This is a genomic window from Micromonospora humidisoli, from assembly GCF_016900955.1.
GTDB lineage: Bacteria > Actinomycetota > Actinomycetes > Mycobacteriales > Micromonosporaceae > Micromonospora > Micromonospora wenchangensis.
The window spans coordinates 695,945-720,886 of the sequence record NZ_JAFEUO010000003.1 but is presented as its reverse complement, the minus strand read 5'-3'; the positions used below and the strand labels follow the sequence as shown (position 1 = coordinate 720,886).

General features: G+C 73.8%; 19 protein-coding genes. 12 read left to right on the top strand and 7 right to left on the bottom strand.

All coding sequences use genetic code 11. The features are described 5' to 3' along the window. Positions 1 to 75: 75 nt before the first annotated feature. The 6 genes from JQN84_RS14145 (at position 76) to JQN84_RS14120 (ending at position 11,180) form a co-directional block, all read left to right on the top strand. On the top strand, positions 76 to 900 hold the full coding sequence (locus tag JQN84_RS14145) for an SCO6745 family protein (protein WP_204958973.1): 825 nt from the start codon (positions 76 to 78) through the stop codon (positions 898 to 900). Positions 901 to 1,214: 314 nt separating this feature from the next. Next, the gene (locus JQN84_RS32275) at positions 1,215 to 3,008 is read left to right on the top strand and encodes a hypothetical protein (RefSeq protein WP_204958793.1); all 1,794 of its coding nucleotides are present in this window, start codon (positions 1,215 to 1,217) and stop codon (positions 3,006 to 3,008) included. Next, complete coding sequence (locus tag JQN84_RS14135; protein WP_204958792.1) at positions 3,005 to 6,487, top strand: AMP-binding protein; 3,483 nt, start codon at positions 3,005 to 3,007, stop codon at positions 6,485 to 6,487. The genes JQN84_RS32275 and JQN84_RS14135 overlap by 4 nt, the downstream gene beginning before the upstream one ends. Further along, a complete protein-coding gene (locus tag JQN84_RS14130) occupies positions 6,484 to 7,458 on the top strand; it encodes a hypothetical protein (protein WP_204958791.1) in 975 nt (324 codons plus the stop codon). The genes JQN84_RS14135 and JQN84_RS14130 overlap by 4 nt, the downstream gene beginning before the upstream one ends. Before the next feature lie 5 nt (positions 7,459 to 7,463). Beyond that, positions 7,464 to 9,389: an ABC transporter ATP-binding protein gene (locus JQN84_RS14125; protein WP_204958790.1), complete on the top strand. Its 1,926-nt coding sequence runs from the start codon at positions 7,464 to 7,466 to the stop codon at positions 9,387 to 9,389. Between the two features lie 3 nt (positions 9,390 to 9,392). After that, positions 9,393 to 11,180, top strand: a complete 1,788-nt coding sequence (locus JQN84_RS14120) for an ABC transporter ATP-binding protein (RefSeq protein ID WP_204958789.1) — start codon at positions 9,393 to 9,395, stop codon at positions 11,178 to 11,180. Here the strand turns inward: JQN84_RS14120 and JQN84_RS14115 are convergent. Next, a complete protein-coding gene (locus JQN84_RS14115; RefSeq protein WP_372445977.1) occupies positions 11,171 to 11,422 on the bottom strand; it encodes a hypothetical protein in 252 nt (83 codons plus the stop codon). The genes JQN84_RS14120 and JQN84_RS14115 overlap by 10 nt on opposite strands. Positions 11,423 to 11,806: 384 nt before the next feature. Between JQN84_RS14115 and JQN84_RS14110 the strand changes: the two genes are divergently transcribed. The 3 genes from JQN84_RS14110 to JQN84_RS14100 are packed head-to-tail and all read left to right on the top strand — an operon-like array spanning position 11,807 to position 14,665. Then, entirely contained in the window at positions 11,807 to 12,463 is a 657-nt protein-coding gene (locus JQN84_RS14110) for an HAD family hydrolase (protein ID WP_204958788.1), read from the top strand. Between the two features lie 42 nt (positions 12,464 to 12,505). Further along, positions 12,506 to 13,642, top strand: coding sequence for a glutathione-independent formaldehyde dehydrogenase (locus tag JQN84_RS14105; protein WP_204958787.1), 1,137 nt, complete (start codon positions 12,506 to 12,508; stop codon positions 13,640 to 13,642). Between the two features lie 9 nt (positions 13,643 to 13,651). After that, a complete protein-coding gene (locus JQN84_RS14100; protein ID WP_204958786.1) occupies positions 13,652 to 14,665 on the top strand; it encodes an NADPH:quinone reductase in 1,014 nt (337 codons plus the stop codon). A 202-nt stretch (positions 14,666 to 14,867) separates the two neighbouring features. Here the strand turns inward: JQN84_RS14100 and JQN84_RS14095 are convergent, their stop codons facing one another. Continuing rightward, complete coding sequence (locus JQN84_RS14095) at positions 14,868 to 16,517, bottom strand: fatty acid--CoA ligase (protein WP_204958785.1); 1,650 nt, start codon at positions 16,515 to 16,517, stop codon at positions 14,868 to 14,870. 84 nt (positions 16,518 to 16,601) lie between these two features. On the opposite strand from JQN84_RS14095, the gene JQN84_RS14090 reads away from it, so the two are divergent. Further along, positions 16,602 to 17,093 carry an NUDIX domain-containing protein gene (locus JQN84_RS14090; protein WP_204958784.1) on the top strand — a complete coding sequence of 164 codons (492 nt, stop codon included), beginning with the start codon at positions 16,602 to 16,604 and terminating at the stop codon, positions 17,091 to 17,093. Between the two features lie 259 nt (positions 17,094 to 17,352). On the opposite strand, the gene JQN84_RS14085 is transcribed toward JQN84_RS14090, so the two are convergent. Both JQN84_RS14085 and JQN84_RS14080 read right to left on the bottom strand, forming a co-directional pair. Further along, positions 17,353 to 19,026 carry an MDR family MFS transporter gene (locus JQN84_RS14085; RefSeq protein ID WP_204958783.1) on the bottom strand — a complete coding sequence of 558 codons (1,674 nt, stop codon included), beginning with the start codon at positions 19,024 to 19,026 and terminating at the stop codon, positions 17,353 to 17,355. A gap of 109 nt (positions 19,027 to 19,135) precedes the next feature. After that, positions 19,136 to 19,684 (bottom strand): type 1 glutamine amidotransferase domain-containing protein, encoded by a 549-nt coding sequence (locus tag JQN84_RS14080; RefSeq protein ID WP_204958782.1) that lies wholly within the window; start codon positions 19,682 to 19,684, stop codon positions 19,136 to 19,138. Between the two features lie 122 nt (positions 19,685 to 19,806). Here JQN84_RS14080 and rfaE2 point away from each other — a divergent pair, with 122 nt between their 5' ends. Both rfaE2 and JQN84_RS14070 read left to right on the top strand, forming a co-directional pair. Beyond that, entirely contained in the window at positions 19,807 to 21,726 is a 1,920-nt protein-coding gene (rfaE2, locus tag JQN84_RS14075; RefSeq protein WP_204958781.1) for a D-glycero-beta-D-manno-heptose 1-phosphate adenylyltransferase, read from the top strand. Continuing rightward, positions 21,723 to 22,595 (top strand): glycosyltransferase family 2 protein, encoded by an 873-nt coding sequence (locus JQN84_RS14070; RefSeq protein ID WP_204958780.1) that lies wholly within the window; start codon positions 21,723 to 21,725, stop codon positions 22,593 to 22,595. The genes rfaE2 and JQN84_RS14070 overlap by 4 nt, the downstream gene beginning before the upstream one ends. Before the next feature lie 147 nt (positions 22,596 to 22,742). Here JQN84_RS14070 and JQN84_RS14065 read toward each other — a convergent pair whose 3' ends face one another. Genes JQN84_RS14065 through JQN84_RS14055 form a run of 3 tightly spaced genes read right to left on the bottom strand, consistent with a single transcriptional unit; the run spans position 22,743 to position 24,914 of the window. After that, positions 22,743 to 23,870, bottom strand: a complete 1,128-nt coding sequence (locus JQN84_RS14065) for a glycosyltransferase family 9 protein (RefSeq protein WP_204958779.1) — start codon at positions 23,868 to 23,870, stop codon at positions 22,743 to 22,745. A gap of 7 nt (positions 23,871 to 23,877) precedes the next feature. Continuing rightward, positions 23,878 to 24,411: an Hsp20/alpha crystallin family protein gene (locus JQN84_RS14060; protein WP_204958778.1), complete on the bottom strand. Its 534-nt coding sequence runs from the start codon at positions 24,409 to 24,411 to the stop codon at positions 23,878 to 23,880. Continuing rightward, positions 24,408 to 24,914 carry a DUF2231 domain-containing protein gene (locus JQN84_RS14055; RefSeq protein ID WP_204958777.1) on the bottom strand — a complete coding sequence of 169 codons (507 nt, stop codon included), beginning with the start codon at positions 24,912 to 24,914 and terminating at the stop codon, positions 24,408 to 24,410. Before JQN84_RS14055 ends, JQN84_RS14060 begins: the two co-directional genes overlap by 4 nt. Positions 24,915 to 24,942: the final 28 nt, after the last annotated feature.

The window sequence follows — 24,942 nt, the reverse complement described above, 5'->3', positions numbered from 1 at the left end:
CGCGCCACGGTGACCCCCACCGACCCGGAGGTGCGCGTGCCGCCGCTGGACGACCCCGGGCGGACCGCCCGGTTGATGTGGACGCACGTCGAACCCCTGCACGCGATCACCTACTTCCATCCCCGGGCCCGCGCCGCCTACGAGGCGATCGGGCTGCGCGGCTACTGGCGGGGTTACTTCGCGGGCCGGACCGCCCCGCTGGGGCCGGTCGACGCCGCCCCGGTGACCGCCGCCTTCTTCACCTTCGCCCCGCCGATGGTGAGCCGGGCGCTGCCGGCGGTGTGGCAGCTCGCCGCCCCCGAGGAGGCGTTGCGCGCCCGGCTCACCGGGGCCGTGCAGGCGCTCGCCGAGCTCACCTACGAACTTCCCGAGGCGCACCTGGCCGAGGCGGCCACGCTGCTGGAGGCCGCGGCCGTCGGGGCGGACACCGCCGGCCGGGTGCTCGGCGCGGCCAACGCCGCCCTGCCGCGCGGCGACTACCCGCTGGCCCGGCTCTGGCAGGCGGCCACCACGCTGCGCGAACACCGCGGGGACGGGCATGTGGCCGCGCTGGTCGCCGCCGGTCTGGACCCGATCGAGACGTTGGCGTTCCGGGTCGCCGTCAACCTGCCGGAGGAATACCTGCTCGGCCGGGGCTGGACCGGGGACGAGTGGGCGCGGGCGCGGGCCCGGCTGGTCGACCGGGGGTGGCTGACCGACGAGGGCGCCCCCACCGAGGCGGGGCGCACCGGCCTGCGGGCGGTCGAGGACGCGACCGACCTGGCCGCCGCCCGCCCCTGGCTGGCCCTCGGCCCGGACGGCACACAACGGCTCCGCGAGCTGCTGGTTCCGGTCGCGCGTGCCTGCCACACGGTCATCCCCCGGGACAACCCGATCGGGCTTCCCGCGCTCTCCTCCTGACCGCCCGGCCCGGACGACCCGAATCCGGACTACCGGTGTCGCACCGGGCAGTCACGTCCTAGCAGGTCATCGGTGGCCGACACACGTTGTTGACACATGTTTCATCGTCGGCGAGACTTCCTGATCGGGAGCGCTCCCACACCGGTGTGGAGTGTCGTCTCCTCCTCGCCGTGGCACTGCCACGGGAGCCTTCCACCCTCCAGGTCGGCTGCCGGCCGCCGCATGCCCTGTCGTCACCGCACGGCGGTGGCTGTCGTCGTACGAGCCGCATCGTGCGAACGCCGCAGCCTGCCCTGGTCGAGAAAGGCGGGACCGTGCGACGTACGAAATTCGACCAGTGGAGCCAGGAACTGCGCGACGTGCGTGATCCCGTCGAACTGTTCGGCGGCAGCGCCCAGACGGCCGTGCTGCGACTGCTCACCATGGCGGGCAAGGTGCCCTTCCGGTCCGCCTTCGACGGCCTGACCCTGCGCGAACAGGCGATCGTCAGGCACCTGCTCGGCCGGCAGCACCTCCGGCTGACCGCACCGGACGCCGACGCCTCCCCCGCCGGGTTCGTGCTGGCCCACTCGGCGTTGGGCAAGCTGACCATCCACGAACCGGCGCGCGGCGACGTGCCGGTCGAGGAGGTGGTGGCCGAACTCGCCCTGCCCGGGTGGATGGTCGAGATGATCGACGAGGAGTGGCTGCCGGCCCAGGCCGAGGAGGAGCACCAGCGCCGCGAACTCGACCGGATGCTGCGCACCTGGGACGCCGACGGCAGCCTGGCGGAGCGGCTGGAGGAGGTCATCGACTGGGTCGAACGGGTCGAGACCGTCCTGATCTTCGTCGAGCGTCGGGTGTTCTCCCGCTCCGACTCCGGCTCCAGCACCCTCATCCGCGACGGCGTGCTGCCCGCGTTGCGGGGTCGCCCACCGGCCGACTGGAGCCCGGAGGAGCGGCTCTTCGTCGCGTCCATCCAGTTGCTGTTCCGCACCGGCCGGGCGGTCCGGTTCGAGGAGTTCAACGGCCGCCAGCTCAACGCGGTCAGCCTCCGCAAGGTGCTGACCACCCGCTGTGCGGAGTACCTGCGCGCGCTCGACGGGCACACCACCGGGGAGCTGAGCACCGGGGAGTTGAGCACCGCGACCCTGGCCGAGTTGGCCACGCTCGCCGGTGAGCTGGTCGAACTCGTCGACGGCAGCGGTCACATCCGCTACCGGCGGATCAACGGCCTGACCTACGCCAAGGACGAGTACCTGCTGCCCTGGCAGGAGGGGCAGCGCAGCCAGGTCGAGCTGCCGCCGACCCTGACCGGCGTCCGGCCCGCGCCTGTCGACGGCGAGGACGCCGCCTCCTGGGTACGACGTGCCACCGCCGCCGCCCTGCACAGGGTGCACACGGGCGGCGACGAGCGCGAGCTGACCGGCATCCTGGAGGGCATCGTGCTGGGCGCGGTCGTCGGCAGCCGCGCCGACTATGGCATGTCCAGCGGCATCCGCGACCTGTCCCGCCTCGACGGTCCGGCCGGGCGGTACGACGAGGAGGTGGCGGGGCTGAAGAAGCCCGACTTCTTCTGCTGCGTGCTGCCCAGCCCTCAGATGGCAGCGGACCTGCCCGCCCCCGCCGTCACCGACATCCTGTGGCAGGTCGCCCAGCGGATGATGTACAACCGTTGGCACTTCGTGCCCGGCAACTTCGACCGGGTCGAGGTGCCCCGGCAGCGGCACTACTTCTTCCCGCCGCTGGTGCCCGACATCGCCGAGTGGGGCGACCTGCGCCACGGTGGACACAGCACCTCCCGCGTCCGCTACACCCTGCGGGCCCCCGGGGCGGCGATGTGGAAGCAACCGTTCACGGTCGGCGGCCGGCAGTACCGGGGCGCGTTCGACATCCGCCTGGTCCGCATGGACGGGCCGCCGTTCACCCTGGCCGACCTGCGGACCGCCTGCCGGTACTCGGCGCTGGTGGACGTGTTCTGGCGGGAGGTCGCCGGCTACGCCGACGCGCACGACGGCTGGACCCCGACGATCGACTCGTTCGGCGGCGACTGGTACACCAAGGAAGCCTGGCGGCACCCCGTCGACCGGCTCGACGCGGCACGGCAGACGGTCGGGGGGCCCGCGTGAGCGTCGACCCGCACCAGGTCGTCGTCAACGGCGAGGACCAGTACTCCCTCTGGCCGGCGGACCGGCCGCTGCCGGGCGGCTGGACGACGGTCTTCACCGGGCCGGTCGAGGCGTGCCTGGAGCACGTCGCGGCACACTGGACCGACCTGCGGCCCGCCTCGCTGCGTACCCCCGGGGGTGCCGACGGCGGCCCCGCCGCCCGGACCGGGCCGGCCACGGTGGACGCTGCGTCGTCGGTCGCCACCGGCCCCCGCCGCCCGTTCGGCGACACCCCGCTGCACGTCCTCGTCGACCGGGCGCTGGCCGCCGATCCGGAGCGCGTCGCGGTGCGCTGCGCCGGGGTCGCGGTCACCGCCGGGGAGCTGCGGGCCCGGGTCCGGCACGCCGCCCGGGTGCTGCGGGGCCACGGGGCCGGGCCGGAGACGCCGGTCGCGGTGCTGCTCCCCCGCTCGGTGGACGCGGTGGTGGCGATCCTCGCGGTGCTGGCCGCCGGGTCGGCGTACCTGCCGCTGTCGGTGCACGACCCGGCGGACCGGCGGGCCCGGATCCTCGCCGACGCGGGCGATCCGGTGCTGCTGACCGGCCCGGAGCACCGGGGCCTCGTGGACGCCGGCTACCCGTCGACCGTGCTCGACGTGACCGACCTGCCGGAGCCGGTGGGTGACGACGGTGACGGCGGCTGCCGGATCGAGAACCTGGCGTTCATCATGTACACCTCCGGCACCAGCGGCGCCCCCAAGGGGGTGCTCGGCACCCACCGGCAGCTCGTCAACTACGTGCACTGGTGCGCCGGGGAGTTCGCGTTCCAGCCCGGGGAGCGGGCGGTGCTGCACGCCCCGCTGTACTTCGTCGGGTCGGTGATGACGCTGTTCACGGCGCTGGTCGCGGACTGGGAGCTGGAGGTCGCGCCCGAGCCGGTCGCGTTCGACGACCTGATCGCGTTGACCGCCGCCGCCCCGTGCGGGTTCCTGAAGCTCACCCCGTCGCACGTGCGGGCGATGACCGCGCTCGGTGGCGTCGACGACGTCGCCCGCCAGGTGATGATCGGCAGCGAGCCGCTCTATCTGACCCCCGAGTTCGACGCGTGGATCAGCGGCAGCCCCAAGTCGGGCTTCGGCAACCACTACGGCATGAGCGAGACCGTCGGCGCGACCTGGTACTGGATCGGCGCGAACCGTACGGTCGGGCGGCGGCTGCCGGTCGGTGCCCCCATCCCCAACGCCGAGGTGCACATCCTCGACGAGCAGGGCCGGCCCGCGCCGCCGGGGCAGACCGGCGAAATCTGCCTCGGCGGGGCGGTGATCGGCCGGGGCTACCACGGCCAGCCGGTGCTGACCGCCCAGCGGTGGATCCCGCACCCGGGTGGCGACGGGCGGCGGCTGCTGCGCACCGGGGACCTGGGCCGGCTGGACCCGGACGGGGTGCTGGACGTGCTCGGCCGCGCCGACCGGCAGGTGAAGATCCGGGGCCAGCGCGTCGAACCGCCCGCCGTCGAGGACGCGCTGCGCCGTTGCCCCGGCGTCGCCGAGGCGGTGGTGATCGCCGAACCCGACGGCCACGACCTGCACCTGGTCGCCTACCTGCGGTCTGAGGAGGAGCCCCGGCCGACCGAGGCGCAGCTGCGCGCCCACGCCGCCGGTCTGCTGCCGGAGGCGTCCGTCCCGAGCCGGTTCCTGTACGTGGCGCAGTACCCGCTCACCCCGAACGGCAAGGTCGACACCCGTCGGCTGCCCACCACGCCGACGGTACGGCCCGCGCTGAGCACCACGTACGTCCCGCCCTCGGGTGAGCTGGAGACGGCGGTGGCCGGGGTGGTCGGCGCGGTGCTTCGGGTGGACCGGCTCGGTGTCGACGACGACTTCTTCGAACTCGGCGGCGACTCCATGCAGGTGGTCGAGGTCGTCACCCGGCTGGACGAGGAGCTGGGCCTGCCGGTGGGCATCGCCGACCTGTTCGACAGGCGCACGGTGCGCGCCCTGGCCGCCGGGATGCCCGACCACCAACTGCCGACCCCCGTGGCCACGGCGACGCCCGCCGGGGAACAGCCGGACCGGTCCCCGCACGCGGACACCGGCCAGCCGGCGGTCGGGGACGCGGCGGTCCAGGCCCGGTTCTCCGGGGGGTCCACCGGTTCCGCGCCGCTGACCTGGGGACAGCTGGCCATGTACCGGCCGATGCAGTGGTTCGGCGAGGCCAGCCGGGACTTCAACATCCGGCGGGTGCTGCGGCTGACCGCCCCGGTCACCATCGAGCGGGTCACCACGGCCTGGTCGGCGCTGGCGCTGCGGCACCAGGTGCTGCGGACCCTGATGACCGAGGACGCCGACGGGCCCCGCCAGCACCTGCTCGCCGACGGGTCGTACGCGCCACTGGTGCGGGACACCACAGCCGCCGACCTGCCGGAGGCGGCGGACGCCGCCGCCGCCGAACTGGCCGGCACCGCGTTCCGGCTGGACCGGGACTGGCCGGTCCGGTGGGCGCTGCTGCGCGTCGACGGGCTGGTCGAGGCGGTGGCCGTGGCCGCCTCGCACGTGTCGCTGGACGGCTGGTCGCTGGAGCTGCTGTTGGCGGAACTGCGCACCCTGATCGAGGGCGAACGGACCCTGCCCGCGCCGGGCTGGCAGCCGCTGGATCAGGCCGGCTACGAGGCGTCGCCGGCCGGGCAGCGCCGGGCCGCCCGGTCCCTGGCGTACTGGCGGGAGCGGCTGCCCCTGGTGCCGCAGCGGATCTTCGACGGGCCGGAGCAGGACGCCGGCCCGCTGCCGGTCGTCACCTGGCGGATGGAGTCCACCGCCGTGGCGGCGGCGGCCGGCGCGCTGGCCGAGCGGACGGGTGCGTCGTCGTCCACCGTGGTGCTGACCGCCGCGCTGCTGGTCCAGGCGGCGTTGACCGGCCGGGACCGGGCCGTGGTGAAGCTGATCGCCGGCAACCGGAACACCCCCCGCCAGCGGCAACTGGCCACCGGTATAGCCCAGAACGCGCTGCTGGTCTTCGAGATCGGCAACGGTGACGTCGACGACGCCGTGCGGCGCTGCTACCGCGACTCGACGGAGTCCTACTTCCACGCCACCTATCCGCCGGACGCCCTGGACGAGCTGATCGCGGCCGAGGGCGCGCAGGCCGACCTGTCGGTGTACTTCAACGACGCCCGCCTGGGTCGCGACTTCGACGTGCCGGCGGGGCCGCCCGACCGGGCCACGCTGACCGCCCTGGCGGCGCAGACCACCGTGCGGCAGGTCGCCGCCGTGGCCCGGCACGACATGACCTTCTTCCTGGCCATGCCCTACCTGGCAGGTGGCTGCGCGCTGCAGTTGCTGGCCGACACCCGGCGGGTGCCCGGCTCGGTCTGCGAGCGGGTGCTGCGGGGCGTCGAGACGCTGCTGTGCGAGGCCGCGCTGCGTCCGGTGGCCCTGCGGGACGTCGCCGCGCTGCTCGAACTCGGCCGCACCCGCCCCTCCGACCACCGGGAGTCCCGATGACCGATCCCTATCCGCTGCTGCGCCGGCTGGCCGCCACAGGCGACGACGCGCTCACCACCGTCGCGCTGCCGCCCGACGACCGCTACCAGGTCGTCACCACCACCGTCGACAAGGTGACCGCCCGGATCGTGGCCACCCTGCGGGACGGGTTCGCCGGTCGCAGCCCGGACGACTTTCCGCTGCTGGTGCTCGGCTGGGGACGCTGCCGGGTCGGCTCGACCGCCGTGACCAACCTGTTCGGCATGGCGCGGGCGGCGGCCTACTACCAGCCGGTCAAGACCATCGGCCGGTTCGTGCTCACCGGTGGCGAGGGTTCGCCGTGGAAGCTGCCCGACGGCGAGCCGGTGTTGTTCGCCAAGGAGATGGCCGGGCCGTACGTGCCGTTCGAGGCGCTGTTCAACCCGGCCCGCTGCCTCGTCGAGGCCGGCTGGCCGGTCGACCGGCTGCGCCTGCTGGTGCTGGACCGGCAGCCGCGCGCCTCGCTCGACTCGTGGATGGCCAAGTGGGAGGGCAAGATCGGGCGGGAGCGGGTGGTGGAGAACTTCGTGCTCAGCACGCTCAACTACGCGCGGATGCGGGCCTGGGCCGCCGCCGAGGGGCTGGCGGTGACGCACTTCCCGTACGAGTGCAGTCGCGCCCCGCAGGAGACGGTGTCCCGGTTGTTCGACCGCCTCGGCATCGGTCACCTGTACCGGCCGGAGATGCTCACCGGTTGGGGTGCGGCCGGTGACCTCAACTCCGACCAGTCAAAGATCCACAACCCGGTGGAGCCGGAGCCCTACGTCGTACCCGGTCTGCACGGCAACGCCGACGAGTACCGCTTCCGGGCCCGGTCGGTGACGGTGCTGACCGACGCGGAGCTGGCCGTGGCCGACAGCGCCGAGGTGGTGGAGTCGTACGAGGTCTCGGTGCGGTCCTGTGCGCAGGAGCTGGACCTGCCCGCGCCCCTGCGGGACGAGATCTTCGGCTGACCGTGATGACCGCCTCCCCCTCCGGCGTCGGGCCGTGGCGTGCGGCCGTCGCCGCCCGGCTGCGCATCGCCCGGCAGTGGCCCGCCGCCGGAGCCGGTTGGAGTGCCGTCGCGCTGGCGCTCAGCGTGACCCGGGGGGTGCTGCCGGTCGTCTTCGCGATCGCCGTCAGCACCACCGTCGGCCGGATCGGCCCGGTGCTGCACGGCACCGCCGGGGCGGCCGGGGTGTGGTGGCCGCTGGCCGTCGCCGGAGCGGCGCTGATCGTGGCGCAGTTGGCGGAGGCGGCGCAGAAGGCCGTCGCCGAGCAGCTCAGCCGCCGCGTCGACGGGCACATGTACCGGCGGCTCATCCAGGCGTCGTTGTCGACCCGGGAGATCACCCCGCTGGAGGACCCGGCGGTGCTGGACGAGCTGGGCGAGGCCGGGCACGAGCTGCGGTTCGCGTTCCGCACCCCGGGTGCCGCGTACGCCGGGTTGATCGCCCTCGTCGGGCCGTACACCCAGGTCGCCGGGTTCACGGTGGTGGTGGCGGTGGTGCTGGGGCCGTGGGCGGCGGCGGTCATGCTGGCGGTGGTGCTGCTGTTCCGGCACGGCCAGCGTGGCGGGTTGCGGCGTTACGCCCGGGTCATCCGCGACGTGGCGGCCCTGCGCCGGGAGAGCCGCTACCTGCGGGGGCTGGCGATGGGCCCGGCCGCCGCCAAGGAGCTGCGGGTCTTCGGGCTCACCGGCTGGCTGACCGAACGCTACCGGCAGGTCTACCGCCGGGCCCTGGCTCCCGTCTGGGCCGAGCGCCGCCGGATCTACCTGCGGCCCTACCTGGCGTACACGGCGGTGGGGCTGGTCGGCGTCGCGGCGGTGCTGGCGCTGGCCGGGGTGCGTGCCGCCGACGGGGCGTACGACCTGGCCGCGCTGGCGCTGGTGTTGCAGGCGGTGCTGGCCCTGATCCGGCTGGGCGAGTTCTACCCGGACTCCGACACCCAGACCCAGTACGGCATGAACGCCGCGACCGCCATCACCGCGTTCGAGCAGGCCATGGCCCGCTACCCGGAACCCGCCGACCGGGGCCGTGCCGGGCCGCCCGCCACCACCGCCCCGGCCATCGACTTCGCCGGGGTGCGCTTCGGCTACCCGGGCTCTGCCACTCCGGTGGTCGACGGTCTGGACCTGCACATCCCCGCCGGACGCTGCACCGCCCTGGTCGGGGTGAACGGCGCGGGCAAGACGACCCTGGTGAAACTGCTGGCCCGGCTCTACTCGCCGGACGCCGGTGCGGTGCGCGCCGACGGCGTCGACCTCGCCGATCTGCCGGCCCGGGACTGGCAGCGGCGGATCGCCGTGGTGTTCCAGGACTTCGTCCGCTACGAGCTGTCGGTGGCGGCCAACATCGGGTTCGGCGCGGTGGAGCATCTCGACGACCGGGCCGGGATCCGCCGTGCGGCGGAGGCGGCCGGGCTGCTCGACACCCTCGACGCGCTGCCGGACGGCCTGGACACGCTGCTGTCGCGCGCGTACGACGGCGGGGTCGACCTGTCCGGCGGGCAGTGGCAGCGCATCGCCATCGCCCGTGCCCTGTTCGCGCTCTACCACGGGAGCACGGTGCTGGTGTTGGACGAGCCCACGGCGGCGCTGGACGTGCGGGCCGAGGCCGAGTTCTTCGCCCGATTCGCCGAGCTGACCCGGGGCCGCACGACGGTGCTCATCTCGCACCGGCTGTCCAGCGTCCGGCTGGCCGACCGGATCGTCCTGCTCGACGGGGGGCGGGTCGTCGAGCAGGGCAGCCACGACGAGCTGATGGCGGCGGGCGGCCGGTACGCGGCGATGTTCACCCTCCAGGCGGAGCGGTTCGCCGAGGACGACGCGGACCGGGACACCGGCGGGGCCGACCGGGAGACCGACGAGGGCGCCGGTCCGCTGGCGCAGCGGGTGGGCTGAGCGATGCTGCGGGCGATCACCGGGCTGCTGCGGCTGTCGTGGCGGCAGGACCGGCGCAAGATGGCCGTGGCGCTGGCGTTGATGGCGGGCAACGCGGTGGCGGTGCCGGCGAGCGCGGTGGCGCTCAAGCACCTCACGAACGCGGCGGCGGCCGGCCGGGCCGGGGCGGCGGCCTGGGCGGGGCTGGCCGTCGCGGTGGCCGCGATCGCGGCGCTGACCTGCGCGCACTTCGCCCACATCGGGTACTTCGAGGTGTCCGAGCTCAACGTGCTCAGCACCGACGAGCAGCTCATCGAGATCAGCAACGGCACCCCGTACCTCGACCACCACGAGCGGCCCGAGCACGCCGACCGGATGGCGTTGGCCCAGGACGAGCTGCAACGCATCGGCGAGGGCCTCCAGGCGCTGCTGACCGGCGGGTCGCTGGCGGTCGGCCTGCTGCTGACCACCGTGCTGCTCACCCTGACCCATCCGGCGCTGGTGCTGCTGCCGCTGCTGGCCGCGCTGCCGGTGCTGGCCGGTCGCCGGGCGCAGGCCGCCGCCGACCGGGCCCGTGCGGACAGCGTCGTCGACACCCGGCAGGCCCGGCACCTGTTCGAGCTGACCACCACGGCGGCCTCGGCCAAGGAGCTGCGCCTGTTGGGCCTGGAGGGGCATCTCCAGCAGCGCTACGCCACGCACTGGCAGCGGGCCACCGCCCGGCTGTGGCGCGGCGAGCTGACCGCCGGGCTGTGGCGGGCCGCCGGGCAGGCCGTGTTCGCCCTCGGCTACGTCGCCGCCCTGGTCCTGGTCGTCCGCGACGCCGTACGCGGCCGGGCGGACGTCGGCGACGTGGTGTTGGCGATCATGCTCGCCTCGCAGCTCAACCATCAGGTCGCCGCCGCCGTGACGATCACCCAGCAGTTGGCGCGCAGCGGCCGGTCCCTGCAACGCCTGGACGAGGTGCGTGAGCTGGTGCCGCAGCCGGTCACCCCGCCCGACGCGCCCGCCACGCCGCTGCTCCCGCCCGCGCGCCTGCTGGAGGGCATCCGGCTGCGGCAGGTCACCTTCAGCTACCCGGGCGCGGCGGAACCGGTGCTGCGCGACGTCGACCTGCTGCTGCCCGCCGGCAGCACGGTGGCGGTGGTGGGCGAGAACGGCGCGGGCAAGACCACGCTGGTCAAGCTGCTCAACCGGTTCTACGAGCCCGACCGGGGGGCGATCCTGGTCGACGGGGTCGACCTGCGGCACCTCGACCTGGCCGCCTGGCGGGCGCGGACCACCGCCGCGTTCCAGGACTACGCGCGGCCGGAGCTGACCGCCCGGCTGGCGGTCGGCATCGGGGACCTGCCCCGGGCCACCGACGACGACGCGGTCCGCACCGGCCTGGCCCGCGCGCACAGCGAGGTCGCCGACAAGCTGCCGTACGGGCTGGACACCCGGCTGGGGCGCAGCCACGCCGACGGCGGGGTGGACGCCTCCGGCGGGCAGTGGCAGCAGTTGGCGCTCGGCCGGGCGATGATGCGTGACGCCCCGCTGCTGATGGTGCTGGACGAGCCGGCGTCGGCGCTGGACGCCGAGGCCGAGCACCGGTTGTTCGCCAGGTACGCCGACGGGGCGGCCCGGGTCGCCGCCGACAGCGGCGGGGTGACGGTGTTCGTGTCGCACCGCTTCTCGACGGTCCGCACCGCCGACCTGATCATCGTGATCGGTGAGGGCGGGGTACGCGAGGTGGGCACCCACGACGAGCTGATCCGCCTCGACGGCGTGTACGCCACCCTCTACGGCACCCAGGCCGCCGCCTACCGCTGAGTTCGGGGCCGCACGGTCGAGCCGGACCGCCGCTGCTGCCCGACCGGAACGGGGACGGTCCGGCGGTGGACGACCAACCCCGCCGGCCGTACGAAGATCGACCGTCGGGCCACCGCGTCGCCCCTGTCGTCCAGTTGGTAGACGTCGAGCCAGCACCAGCCGTCGTAGGTGATCCAGTCCAACACCCGGATGACCCGGCACCGGATGGGCTTGACGAACTGCACGCTGGCAGCCCGGCCCACCTGGATCAGGTCACCCCGCGCGGAGTGTGGCCATCGCAGGTCCTCAGCTGCCCGGTCACGACTCACGGCCCACCCAGATAGAGGGCGAGGGACCCCGGAGGGCCGTCGCAACACCGTTGCGCCAACCCCATGAGCGGCTGGCCAACCAGCGACAGGAAGGGTGGTCCCGCTTGGCGATCATGGAGTTGTGGTGCCGATTTTGGGGGTTTTACGGGCGTTTTGTTACCCACCACAACTCCATGATCGGCGAGGCAGCGCTGGTTGACGAACAGCGTGGATCGCCACGAACCGGCCCAGCCCCGCCGACGAGGACTGACCCCGCCGGGGCCACCACACGCCGACACCGGGCGACCGGGGTCGGGCGGGGTCGGGGAGGATGGCGGGGTGACGGTGGATGCGGTGGTGTTCGACCTGGACGGCGTGATCGTGGACTCGGAGCCGGTCTGGGAGGAGGTGCGCCGGGCGTACGTGGCGGCGCGGGGCGGCACCTGGCAGCCCGACACCCAGCGGCGGCTGATGGGGATGAGCACCGGTGAGTGGGCCGAGTACCTCAGCGGTGAGCTGGGCGTCGACCGCAGCGCCGAGCAGGTCGCCGTGGACGTCGTCGAGGAGATGGCCCGGCGGTACGCGGTGCGCGTACCGCTGATCGACGACGCCGACCTGGTGGTGCGCCGGTTGGCCGCGCGGTGGCCGCTGGGGTTGGCCAGTTCCTCGCCGACCCGGCTGATCGCGGCGGCACTGGCCGCCGCGGACCTCACCGCCGAGTTCCGGGTGACCCTGTCGACCGAGCGGACCGCCCGGGGCAAGCCCGCGCCCGACGTGTACCTGGCCGTCGCCGAACGGCTCGGGGTCGACCCGGCCCGGTGTGCCGCCGTGGAGGACTCCTCCAACGGGGTCCGCTCGGCCGCCGCCGCCGGGATGCGGGTGATCGCGGTGCCGCACGGGTCGTACCCGCTGGACCCGGACGCGGCGGAGCTGGCCGCGACGGTGCTCTCCTCGGTGCACGACCTCACCCCGGAGGTGGTGGACCGGCTCGACTGAAACCGCCCCCGTGACCCGGCCGGGCCGCCTAGCGTCGGGACCATGAGAGCTGTGGTGTACCAGGGGCCGCACGAGGTGGCGGTCAACGACGTCGAGGACCCGCGCATCGAGCACCCGGACGACGTCGTCGTGCAGATCACCACGACCGCGATCTGCGGCTCGGACCTGCACATGTACGAGGGGCGCACGCTCGCCGAACCGGGCATCGTCTTCGGCCACGAGAACATGGGCACGGTGGTCGAGGCCGGCACCGGGGTACGCGGGATCAGGGTCGGCGACCGGGTGTCGATGCCGTTCAACGTGGCGTGCGGGTTCTGCCGCAACTGCCGGGAACAGAAGACCGGCTTCTGCCTCACCGTCAACCCCGGCTTCGCCGGTGGCGCGTACGGCTACGTGGCGATGGGGCCGTACCGGGGTGGGCAGGCGGAGTACCTGCGGGTGCCGTTCGCCGACTTCAACTGCCTGAAGCTCCCGCCCGGCACCGAGCACGAGAACGACTACGCGATGCTCGCCGACATCTTCCCCACCGGCTACCACGGGGTGGCGATGACCGGGCTACGGCCGGGCGAGAACATCACCGTGATGGGTGGTGGGCCGGTCGGGCTGATGGCCGCGTACTCGGCGGTCCTGATGGGTGCCGCCGAGGTGTTCCTGGTGGACAAGGTGCCGGACCGGCTGCGGCTGGCCGAGTCGATCGGGGCGACCCCGATCGACTTCTCGGCCGGGGACCCGGTCGCCCAGATCTTCGACCGGACCGACGGGGTGGGCACCGACCACGGGGTGGACGCGGTCGGCTACCAGGCCACCGGGGAGGGCGGTGTGGAGCATCCGGCCTCGGTGTTGAACAGCCTGGTCGAGGTGGTCCGGGCGACCGGCGCGATCGGCGTGGTCGGCCTCTATCTGGCCAACGACCCGGGTGCGCCGGACGAGCACTCCGGCAAGGGTGAGCTGCTGTTCAAGATGGGCAAGCTCTTCGAGAAGGGCCTGCGGATGGGGACCGGGCAGGCCAACGTGAAGACCTACAACGAGTACCTACGGAACCTGATCATGGCGGGGCGGGCCACGCCGAGTTTCGTGGTGAGCAAGGAGTTGCCGCTGGACGCGGCACCGGACGCGTACCAGCGTTTCGACCGCCGCGAGGCGGGCTACTCGAAGGTGGTGCTCAAACCGGCGGCCTGAGGAGACGGCATGCAGACGATCGTGTACGAACGCACCGGTGACCCGTCGGTGCTCCGGCTGGTCGACCGGCCGGTGCCGGAGCCGGGCCCGGGGGAGGTGCTGGTCCGGCTGGCGGTGGCCGGGGTGAACCCGACCGACTGGAAGAGCCGCCGGCAGCAGCCGCTGCCGGTCGGCTGGCAGACCCCGGGGCAGGACGGGGCGGGCGTGGTGGAGGCGGTCGGCGCGGGGGTCGACCAGGGCCTGGCCGGGGAACGGGTGTGGGTCTGGGAGGCGGCCTGGCAGCGCCCGTGGGGTACGGCCGCCGAGTACACGGTGGTGCCGGTCCGGCAGGTGGTGCCGCTCGGGGACGCCTCCTTCGAGCTGGGTGCCTGCCTGGGCATCCCGTTCCTCACCGCGCACCGCTGCCTGACCGTCGGGGAGTACATGCCGGACACCCTGCACGCGGGGGCGCTCAGTGACCACGTGGTGCTGGTGCAGGGCGGGGCGGGCGCGGTGGGCAACGCGGCGATCCAGTTGGCCCGCTGGGCCGACGCCTGCGTCATCGCGACGGTGAGCAGCCCGGAGAAGGCGCAGCTCGCGGCGGCGGCCGGAGCCTCCTTCGTGATCAATTACCGGGAGCAGAACGTGGTCGACGAGGTCCGCAAGGTCTCGCCCGACGGGGTGCACACGATCGTCGAGGTCTCCGCCGCCCGCAACGCCGCCGTCGACGTACAGGTGCTGCGGGCCGGCGGGGCGGTCTGCGTCTACGCCGACGACGGTGGTGGCGAGGTGACCCTGCCGATCCGGCCGTTGATGGCCCCGAACGCCCGCTGGCAGTTCGTGCTGGTCTACACCGCGCCGAAGGCGGCCAAGGCGCAGGCGGTGACCGACGTGGCGGCGGCGGTCGCCCAGGGGGCGGTACGGGTGGGCGGTGAGGCCGGCCTGCCGTTGCACCGTTTCCCGTTGGCGCAGGCCGCCGACGCGCACCGGGCGGTGGAGGACGCGGTGGTGGGGAAGGTGCTGCTGGACACCGCCGGGCAGTAGTTCCGGACACCGCCGACCGGTGAATCTGAGGACATTTCGCAATCACCCGGACAGACGCGAGTAATTATCGCAACAATGGCATGGCGGGTCACCCCGCAAGGAAGGGCGGCCCCGGCGCGGTGCGAACGCCGGGGCCGCCCCTGGGGAGGGATGTTTCAGGAGTGACGTCCCTACCCCATCGGCGACGAGTCGCCGAAAAGTGTTACGGCCCCGCCAGCTCCCGTACCTCCAGGTCGCCGGCGGCGTACCGCGAACGCACCACCTTCTTGTCGAACTTGCCCACGCTGGTCCTGGGCACCGCGTCGATGACCGCCCACCGTTCCGGCAGCTGCCAGTGTGCCACCGATTCGGCGAGGAACGCACGGAGCTGCTCCACACTGGTCGACGCGCCCTCACGGACCACCACGGTGGCCAGTGGACGCTCACCCCACCGCCGGTCGGGCACCCCCACCACGCAGGCCTCCTGCACGTCCGGGTGGGCCATCAGCGCGTTCTCCAGCTCCACCGAGGAGATCCACTCCCCACCGGACTTGATCACGTCCTTGGCCCGGTCGGTGAGGGTGAGGAACCCGTCCGGCGAGAGCATGCCCACGTCACCCGTACGCAGCCAGCCGTCGTGGAACTTCTCCGGGTCGGGGGCGTCGTCACCGAAGTACCGGGCGGTCACCCACGGGCCGCGTACCTCCAGCTCGCCCACGGACGTCCCGTCGGCGGGCAACGGCTCACCCAGCGGGCCGACGATCCGGGCCGCCACCCCGGCCGGAATCCGGCCCTGCGTGTAGCGGAACCGCCAGGCGTCCTCCCCGGTCACCCCGGCCGGGGCCCGGGACACCGACCCCAACGGGGACGTCTCGGTCATCCCCCAGGCGTGGATCACCTCGATGCCGTGCCGCTCGGAGAACGCGCGCATCAGCGTGGGCGGGCACGCCGAACCGCCGACGATCACCTCCTTCAGCGACGAGGTGTCCACGTCGTGGGTATCCAGGTAGGCCAGCAGGTCGTTCCAGATGGTCGGCACCGCACCGGCCAGGGTGGGCCGCTCGGCGGCGATCATCTCGGCGATCGGCGCGGCCTGGAGGAACCGGTCCGGCATGATCAGCGACGCGCCGGAGAGGAACGCCGCGTACGGCAACCCCCAGGACATCGCGTGGAACATCGGCACGATGGCCAGCTCCCGGTGGCCCGGCCCGAGCCCGAACCCCTCCGGCAGGCACACCTGCAACGAGTGCAGATAGATCGACCGGTGCGAGTACGCGACCCCCTTGGGGTTCCCGATGGTGCCGGAGGTGTAGCAGAGCGCGGCGGCGTCCCGCTCGTCGACCTCCGGCCAGTCGTAGTGCTCGGGCCGGCCGGCCAGCAGGTCGTCCCAGTGGTGGAAGGTGACCCGGTCACCGGCGACCGCCCGCAGCGGCTCAGGGTCACCCCCGCCGACCACCACCACGTGCCGCACCGTGGTCAGCTCGCCGAGCACCCGGGCCAGCAGCGGGATCAACGTCGAGTCGACGAGTACCACCCGGTCCTGCGCGTGGTTGGCGATGTAGGCGACCTGGCCGGGGAAGAGCCTGATGTTCAGGGTGTGCAGCACCGCGCCCATGCTCGGCACGGCGAAGTACGCCACCAGGTGCTCGGTGTTGTTCCACATGAAGGTGGCGACGCGCTCGTCGCCGGTAACCCCGCACTCGTCGCGCAACGCGTGGGCCAGCCGGGCCGCCGCCCGCCCCACCTCGGCGTACGATATCCGGCGCGGCTCGGCCCCCGTCCAGGTGACCACCTCGGCCGTGCCGTGCACGGTGGCACCGTATTCGAGGATCCGGGCGACCTGAAGCGGGGCGTCCATCATCGTGCTACGCATGGGTGACAAGCTAGTGTCGCCGGTCACACGTTGGGAACCCCCGGAACGTCCGACCGTTACCGAGATGCTGCGTAGATTGTCCGGGTGAGTATCTCCTGGGCCGACTCGTACGTGGGACAGCTACGCGCCCTGGCCGGTGACCGGACGCTGATGTTCGTCGGCGCCCGGGCCGTGGTGCGCGACGACGCCGGGCGGGTGCTGTTGATCCGCCGGTCGGACAACGGCCAGTGGGCGCTGCCGGCGGGCGCAATGGAACTCGGCGAGTCGATCGCCGACTGCGCGGTGCGTGAGGTCCGCGAGGAGACCGGATTACGCGCCCTGCGGGTCAGCGCCTTCGCCCTCTACACCGGCCCGGACCGCACCCACACCAACATGTACGGCCACACCTACCAGATCTTCACCACCGCGTTCCGGGTCGACGACTGGGACGGCGAGCTGGCCCGGGTCACCGACGAGACGACCGACGCCGCCTTCCTGCACCCGCACGAGTTCCCCGCCCCGCTCTCCCTGTCGGTCCCGGAAACCCTCGCCGACCTCGACGTCTTCACCCAGACCAACCGCCTGATCCTCAAGTAACCCCCTCCCGCCCACCCCCGCCCACCCCCGCCCACCCCCGCCCTCCTCCCGCCGCCCGCCCACCCCGCCGGCCCCGGCCCGCCCGCCCCGCCCGCCCCGTCCGTCCCGCCGCCTTCCCGGTGATCAAGAGGTTTGCGTCAGTTGATCAAGAGGTTTACGTCAACACATCCGCGATTCTTGACGTAAACCTCTTGATCACCGGGGCGAGGCGGGCGGGGCGCGGGCAGGGCGCGGCGCGGACGGGGCAGGCGGGGGCGGGTCAGAGCATGGTTTGGGATTTGGCGTTGAGGTCGGCGGCGGCTTCCTCCTTGGACTCCCTGGTCAGGGGCTTGCCGCCGGGGGCGGGGGCGGTGCCGCCGAGCGGGTCGGTGCCACCGGTCGCGCCCTGCGGGCCGGCACCCCGGAGCTGGTCGTTCGGCAGGGCCAGGGTGACCAGCACGGCGAGCAGCGCGATCAGGCCGGTGGTCAGGAACACCAGGTGCAGCGACTCGACGAAGGACGCCTGGATGGCCGCCCGGACCGGACCGGGCAGGGCGAGGATCGTCGCCGGGTCGTTGATCGAGATGTTCGTGCCGCTGCCCGCCACCGCCGCCCGCTGCTCGGGCGGGAGCTGGGCGATCGCCCCGGGCAGCCGGTCGGCGAGCCCGCTGGCGAGCCGGGTGGAGAGCACCGCGCCCAGGATGGCCACCCCGAACGAGCCGCCCAGCGACCGGAAGAACGTCGCCGAGGAGGTCGCCGCGCCCAGGTTCCGGACGTCCACCGCGTTCTGCACGCCGAGGATGAGCGACTGCATGCACAGGCCCAGCCCGACGCCGATCACCACCATGTAGCCGAACGCCGCCCAGAGCGAGCTGTCCACCTGGAGCCTGGTGAACAGCAGCATGCCGACGACCAGCACCACCGAACCGGCCACCGGGAACCACTTGTACCTGCCGATCCGGCTCATCGCCCGGCCGGTCACGATCGAGGTGACGATGATGCCGGCCATCATCGGCAGCATCAGCAGACCGCTGCGGGTGGGCGAGGCGCCCTTGACGATCTGCAGATAGAGCGGGATGAAGATGATCGACCCGAACATCACCAGACCGAGCACGAAGCCGGCCGAGTTGGCCAGCGCGAACGTCGCCGAGCGGAACAACCCCAGCGGCAGGATCGGCTCGGCGACCCGGGCCTCCTGGAGCACGAACGCCACCCCGAGCACCGCGCCCGCCACGAACAGCCCGATGATCGTCGCCGAGCCCCAGGCGTACGAGTTGCCGCCCCAGCTCAACGCCAGCAGCAGCGCGCTCACCCCGGCGACCAGCAGCGCCGCGCCCAGCCAGTCCACGGTGTGCTCCCGCCGCTCGAACGGGATCAGCCGCAGCACGTGGTAGCAGACCACGATCGCCAGCAGCGCCAGCGGCACGTTCAGATAGAAGATCCACCGCCAGTTGGTCTCGGCGAAGTAGCCGCCGACCAGCGGCCCGGCCACCGAGGAGACGCCGAAGACCGCCCCGAACAGCCCCTGGTAGCGGCCACGGTCCCGGGGCGACACCACGTCGGAGATGATGGTGAACGCCAGCGTCATCAGGCCACCCGCGCCGATGCCCTGCACGCCCCGGGTGACGATCAGCTGGGTCATGTCCTGCGACAGGCCGGCCAGCAGCGAGCCGAGCAGGAACGTGCCGATCGAGAAGAGGAAGACGGGGCGGCGGCCGTACAGGTCGGCCATCTTGCCGTAGAGCGGGGTGGAGGCGGTCGAGGCGAGCAGGTAGGCGGTCACCACCCACGAGTAGTGGTCGATCCCGCCCAGCTCGCCGACGATGGTGGGCAACGCCGTACCGACGATGGTCTGGTCGAGCGCGGCCAGCAGCATGCCGGTCATCAGGCCGAACATCAACAGGCGGAGCTGGCGGGCCTGGAGCACCGGCTGGCCGTGGGTCTGGGCGGTCATCCCGCCTTCTTTCCCGCTCCCCCGCGAACATGCCTGCGGGCCGGGGAAACCTGCCCCGGACCCACCGACGGGCACGCGGGCGGACCCCGCGTGCCCGTCGCGGGACGGCTCAGTCGCCGGCGGCGAACCGGTCGACGATCGCGGCGCAGAACGCCGGCAGGTCGTCGGGCTTGCGGCTGCTGACCAGGTTGCCGTCGGTCACCACCTGTTCGTCGACCCAGGTCGCGCCGGCATTGGTCAGGTCGGTACGCAGGCTCGGCCAGCTGGTGATCCGGCGGCCCGCCACCACGCCCGCCTCGACCAGCGTCCACGGGCCGTGGCAGATCACCCCGACCGGCTTCCCGGCGGTGAAGAACGCCTGCACGAACCGGACCGCGTCCGGGTCGGTGCGCAGGAAGTCCGGGTTGGCCACCCCGCCGGGCAGCACCAGCGCGTCGTAGCCGTCGGCGTCCGCGTCGGCCGCCGTCACCGCCACGTCGTACGTCTTGGCCTGGTCGAGGTGGTTGAAGGCCTGGATGGTGCCGGGCTTGAGCGACACCAGCTCGGCGGTCGCACCCGCCTTCTCGACCGCCTCGCGCGGCTGCACGTACTCGACCTCCTCCACGCCGTCGGTGGCGAGGAACGCGATCCGCTTGCCCTGCAATGTCGTGGCTGCCATGTCGGTTTTCCCCTCTCCGGATACCTCTGGTCGGTTCCCGGGGCTCGGGGCCCGAAACGTGACCCCGGTCGCCGGCCAGGGCGGTGGGTTTGGCCTGGTCGGGGCGGGGGACCCCGGTGGGCATGGCAGGAGCAGCAGCGGAACAGCGCCGGCTCGCCACCGTCGTGGAGAGCTGGCGGGAACGCGCCGTCCTCGTCGTCGGCGACGCCATGCTCGACGAGTGGCGCTTCGCCGAGTCGGAGCGGCTGTGCCGGGAGGCCCCCGCGCCGATCCTCACCCTGCGCCGACGGATCACCGCCGCCGGCGGGGCCGCGAACACGGCGGTCAACATCGCCACCCTCGGCGGGCGGGCTCTGCTCGTCGCCCCGGTCGGCGCGGACGTGGCCGGCGACGAACTGCACGACTGCCTGGACCGGGCCGGCGTGTGGGACCGTACGGTCAGCGAACCGCACCGGCCGACGCCGGTGAAACGCCGGATGCTCGCCGGCAACCAGATCCTGCTCCGGGAGGACTCCGGTGACCCGGACGACCCGCTCGACGACGACGGCGTCGGCCGGCTGCTCACCGCCCTGAGCTGCGCCACCGAGGAGCTGCGGGCGGTGGCCGGCGGGGTCGCGCCCACGCTGGTGGTCTGCGACTACGGTCTCGGCGCGCTGCCCGCCCCGGTCCGCGCCTGGCTGGTCGCCCACCGGCACCGGTACGCCACCGTCGCCCTGGACGCCCACGACCTCGCCGACTGGCGGGGGCTGAACCCGACGGTGGTGACCCCCAGCTTCGCCGAGGCGACCCGGCTGCTGGCCCGCGCCGCCGCCGGCTTCGGCGCGCCGCCCGCCCCGACCCGTACCGGCGGCACCGGCCTGCACCTGGACCACCCGCCGAACGATCCGGCCGACGGGCCGTCGGAGCTGGTCGTGGGCACCGCCCCCGGCGGGGTCGGCCGGGCACCGACCGGCCCGACCGGGGAACCGACCCCGGGTGAGGGGCGGGTCGCGATGACCGGGGACGGGTTGAGCGTGACCGGGGCCGGGGTGACCGTCAACGCGACGGTCGGCGAGGGGGTCGACCGGGCCGGGCTGGCCCAGGCGCGACTGGCCGAGCTGCGGGCGCACACCGGCGCGGACGTGGTCGCGGTGACCCTGGACACCGAGGGTGCCATCGTCGGCGGCCCGGACGGCGCACCCCGGCGCAGCCACAGCACCCCCGTCCCGGCCAGTCACGCCGTCGGCGCGGGCGACGCGTACCTGGCGGCGATGACCCTCGCGCTGGCCGCCGAGGCGTCGCTGCCCACCGCCGCCCAGTTGGCCCAGCTCGCCGCGACCATCACCGTCTCGGACACCGGTACCTGCGTGTGCCGCCGGGAGGACCTGCTCGACGCGCTCGGCGGCGCACCCGACGGCACCGCCCACCCGACGCTGGTCGGCACCGGCGAACTGGACGCGATCGTCGCCGACCACCGACGGGCCGGCCGGTCGGTGGTGTTCACCAACGGCTGCTTCGACGTGCTGCACCCCGGCCACGTGCGTTACCTGGAACAGGCCCGTGCGCTCGGCGACCTGCTGGTGGTGGCGGTCAACTCCGACTCCAGCGTCCGCCGGCTCAAGGGTGCCGACCGGCCGGTCAACCCGGTGGAGGACCGGATCGCCCTGCTCGCCGCGTTGTCCTGCGTGGACCACGTGGTGGTCTTCGAGGAGGACTCGCCGGCCGACCTGATCGAGGCGGTCCGCCCCGACGTGTACGTCAAGGGCGGCGACTATCCGCCGGAGATGGTCCCGGAGGCACCCCTGGTCCGCCGGCTCGGCGGTCAGGTGCGCACCCTCGGCTACGTGCCGGACCGGTCCACCTCGGCGATCATCGACCGGATCCGCGCACAGGCCGCCAGCAGCCTGGGCACCGCCACCGACCCGCCGGCCGGTCCGGTACGACCCGCCGACGCGCCGGCCGACCGGGTACGACCCGCCGCCGGTACGTCTGCGGCACCCGGCCCGGAAGCCACAGCGGTCGCCCCGACCCCGACCGCCGGACACCTGGGCAGGTCCACGTGAGCCGACCGCTCGACCTCGGCTCGGCCGGGGGGTTCCGCCGACCCCGTCGGCTCGACGTGCTGATCCCGACCCGCAACCGGCCGGCCGAACTGGCGGTCACCCTGGCCGGGCTGGCCGCCCAGGTCGAGGTCCCCGACTTCGGGGTGGTGGTCAGCGACCAGTCCGACCACGACCCGGCGTACGCGCACCCGGCGGCGGCCACCATGGTGCGCGCGTTGCGCCACCGGGGGCACCCGGTGCTGCTGACCCGTCGGCTGCCCCGGCGCGGGCTGGCCGAACACCGGGCGTACCTGCTGGACCGGTCGGTGGCCCGGTACGTGCTCTGCCTCGACGACGACGTCTGGCTCGAACCGGGCACCCTGGACCGGCTGGTCACCGCGATCGGGGAGCTGGGCTGCGGGTTCGTCGGCAACGCGGTGCACGGCCTGTCGTACGCCGACGACGTCCGCCCCGAGACGCACCGACACTACGAGGAGTGGGCCGGGCCGGTGGTGCCGGAACTGGTCCGCCCCGACACCCCGCAGTGGCAGCGGGCCGCCATCCATCCGGCCGCGAACCTGCTGCACGTGCAGCAGAAGCTGGGCCTGCCGGCGGGGGCGTGGCGGGCGTACAAGGTCTCCTGGATCGGCGGTTGTGTGCTCTACGACCGGGCGGCACTGGTCGACGCGGGCGGCTTCGAGTTCTGGCGGCGGGTGCCGGCGAACCACCAGGGCGAGGACGTCGCCGCCCAGCTCGCGGTGCTGGCCCGGTACGGCGGCGCGGGTGTGCTGCCCAGCGGCGCGTACCACCTGGAGTCACCGACCACCGTGACCGAACGCGACGTCGAGGCATGGGAGGTCGTCGCCGCCGACTCCCCCCAGCCGGCCTGAGCCTTGCCGGCACCGGCCGGCGACCCGCCAGGGTCGTCCCGGCCCGGGGCCCGGTCGACCGGCGGCACCGCCCGGCCCCAGGCCCGGCGACCGGCGGCGCTGCCCTGCCCTCGGCCCGTCGACCGGCCGCACCGCCCGACCGGACCGTCAGCCGGCGGCGCTGCCCGGGTCAGGGCGGAGCAGGTCGGCGGCGGCTTCGAGCACCTCGGCCACCGGCACGTCGGCGACGAACGAGTCCCGGTGCGGGCAGTTGCCGTCGCCGGGCCGGTGCGGATAGATGCCCGGGGTGCAGTCGACCCCGCAGACCGGGCAGCGCGTCGTCCAGGCGGCGATCGGGCGGTGCCGGGCGCGCAACGGCGTCGCCCCGTTGATCATGTTGCCGACCCAGTAGACGCCCACCGTCGGGGTGCCGACCGCGCCGGCCAGGTGCAGCGGGCCGGTGTCGTTGGAGACCACCAGCGCGCAGCCCGCGTACGCGCCGACCAGCCCGCCGAGGCTGAGCGTGCCGACCTGGGGACGGACCGGCACCCCGGCCGCCGCGACCACCTCGTCCACCACCGCCCGCTCGGCGGGGGTGCCGGTGACCAGCACCTCGTACCCGTCGTCGTGCAGCACCCGGGCCACCTCGGCGAACCGCCGCGCGGGCCAGCGCCGCCGGGTGTCGCTCGCCCCGGGGTGCAGTGCCACCCGGGGCCGGTCCGGCTCGCCCAGCACCGCCCGTGCCTGCGCCCGGTCCGCGTCGGTCACCGCGAGCTTCGGTACGACGGTGACCGCGTCCGCCCCGACCAGGCCCACCACCTCCAGGTAGCGGATCACCTCGGGCTGGTAGTAGACGTAGCGCAGCCAGCGGTCCAGCGGCGGGGCGTCCTCGGCGCGCAGCCCGGCGGTGACCCGGGCCCCCAACCGGCTCATCACCGGATTCGAGTTGGCCCCGCCACCGTGCACCTGCAACGCCAGGTCGTAGCCCTCCCGGGCGGCCTCGGCCAGGAAGTCGTCGAGCGAACCGGGCGGCTCGTCGGGGCCTGGCTCACGGATGCCGGGGGCCGACGGAACGACCAGCACCCGGTCGACCGGGCCGGGTCGGTCCCGCCAGAACTCCGCGTGCCACGGCGCACCGAACAACACGATCTCCGCCGTCGGGTACGCGGCCCGCAGCGAGTCCAGGGCGGGCAGCAGGAAGACGAGGTCGCCGAGCGCGTTGGCCCGCAGCACGGCGATCCGGGCCACGTCGGGCACCCGCTCGCCCAGCGGGCCACCCAGGGTCGGGCTGTCCACCGGGGCCCTACGGCCGGTCGAGCGGGTCGACGGTGGTGTGCGGGTGGTGTAGTTCCCGGTCCGCCGCCGGGTCCACGCCGGTGGGCGTACCGCTGCGGGTGGGGCCGGGCGGGTAGCCGGCGCGGCCGACGGTGATGGTGCGCGGCGTGGGTCGCGCCGCCCGGGGCAGGTGCACCCGGAGCAGACCGTGGTCCATCACCGCGTCGATGGCGTCGGGGTCGACCCGGGACGGCAGGTCCACCCGGTACTCGAAGCCCCGGGTCTCCACCCCTCCGGGAATGCCCTGGTCGGCGTTGACCTCGGCCTCCGACCGGGCCCGGACGCATAGTTCCCGGTCGTCCAGCTCGACGGCGACCTCCTCCGGCGCCACCCCGGGCAGCCGGACGACCACCTGCCAGCCGTCGGCGACCTCGGTCAGCTCGACGTCGGGCGACGCGCCCCGGCCGCCGACCAGCCGGCTCAGCTCGGCGCGCAGCGCCTGGAGTTCACCGGTCGGGTCCCCGCCCGGCTGAGGGCTGCCCCGGCCCGGCTGCTCGCTCACCGCACCTCCCCCACCGGTCGGCTGGCCGCGGCGGGCCGCAGCGAGCTGGGGGCGTCCAGGCCGGCGTCGGAGTCGACACCAACCCCCAGCCGGTCGACCAGTTCCCCGCCGAGCCAGGCGCTGACACCGAGGATGGCCAGGCCGACCACCTCGATGGCGATCAGCGCGCCGCCGGCCGCCCGGGAGTCGGCATTCAACCGAACCGCCCAGACGGCGGCGAAGAGCAGGATCACCGCGACGTTCGCCGCCGCGTGGGTGAGCGCCACCCGCTTGGCCCGGGTGCCGGCCGGGATAGCCAGCAGGTCGAACGCGCCGGCCCCCGCCGCCAGCAGGCCACCGACCAGGCCGACGGTGATGTTCCAGTACGCCACCTCGGCGAGGAAGTCGGGCCCGCCGACCGTGTCCACGACGTCGAAGAGGGTGCCGGTGACCAGCAACGCCACCGGGAACATCACCAGCATCGGGTGCACCGGGTGCCCGAGCACCTTCAGTCGGCTCTCCATCGCGGTCCTCCACTGCGTCGTCGGGGCG